The 1,041-nt window shown below is 47.2% G+C and carries 2 protein-coding genes; both read right to left on the bottom strand.

Going from position 1 to position 1,041, the window contains the following annotated elements; genetic code table 11:
- Positions 1-249 (bottom strand): large conductance mechanosensitive channel protein MscL (mscL, locus tag F8N00_RS18070; RefSeq protein WP_421018757.1); only part of this gene is annotated, 249 nt, incomplete at its 3' end.
- A 12-nt stretch (positions 250-261) separates the two neighbouring features.
- Positions 262-1,041 (bottom strand): Cof-type HAD-IIB family hydrolase (locus F8N00_RS18065; RefSeq protein ID WP_421018756.1); only part of this gene is annotated, 780 nt, incomplete at its 5' end.

The following is a 1,041-nucleotide window of genomic DNA, read 5'->3' as shown; positions in this document are numbered from 1 at the left end:
GATGTGTATAAGAGACAGCAAGAACTCGATACTCGCTTGAAGAAATTGACCGTACTGCAACTCTGCATTTCCGACCATGACCGATAATCCTTTGACATCAATGCCCCCGATGATGATACCGATCAGTGGCATAAAGACGCTGTCGACGAGGGATTTGATGATCCCACTAAACGCAGCACCCAGAATAACCCCGACCGCTAAATCGATCACATTCCCTCGAAAGGCAAACTCCTTGAATGCCTTAAACATGAAACGTCCCCCTTACCAAGCGCGGGACGCCAACTGCTGAATCGCATATCCGACGCCGTGCTCGTCATTTGATTTCGTCACGTGATGGGCAATCGCTTTTGCCTCATCATGACCATTCCCCATCGCGATCGCCTTGCCGGCAACTTTGAACATTGGAAGATCATTCAGGTTATCACCGATGACAGCAACCTGTTCGATTGGCACACCGAGGTGGTCTGCGAGGATTTTAACTGCCGTTCCTTTATCGGCACCGACTGCCATGACTTCGATGTTATCGTGTCCTGACGACGTGACATAGACACCGTCGACCTTCTGCTCGATTTCCTGCCAGATTTTTTTCATTAATTCTTGATCAAACGAGAATGAGATGAATTTAAATACTTGTCCCGCTTGGTTACGGATATACGACCGGAATCCATCAATCATCTTGACGTCTTCGTGGACATAATAACGATCGTGGAAGAAATCAAGCACTTGTTTTGCCCGATCACTTTCTTCACTCAACTCTTTTAGAGAATCATAGGCTGCGTCGATCGTCGCTCCTTGTGCTGTCACGAGTCCTCGATCACAGAACATCTCGAAGAAAACTTCATATTGACTGATGATACCGTAAATTTGCTGTGCTTGTTCCGTCGTCAACGTCGTCGCACTTAACTCTTCTCCATCTACGGTCATCACACGTGCCCCGTTTGAAGCAATGATCGGACAGTGGATTCCTGCTGCATCTGTTAATTCTTTTGCATTTAAGTAGTTACGTCCTGTCGCGATTGCAAATTCGACACCTTGTTCGCG

The organism is Exiguobacterium sp. A1_3_1, from assembly GCF_048985645.1.
Taxonomy (GTDB): domain Bacteria; phylum Bacillota; class Bacilli; order Exiguobacteriales; family Exiguobacteriaceae; genus Exiguobacterium_A; species Exiguobacterium_A indicum.
Note: the sequence above shows the minus strand (reverse complement) of the source record. Positions and strands in the feature narration are given on the sequence as shown.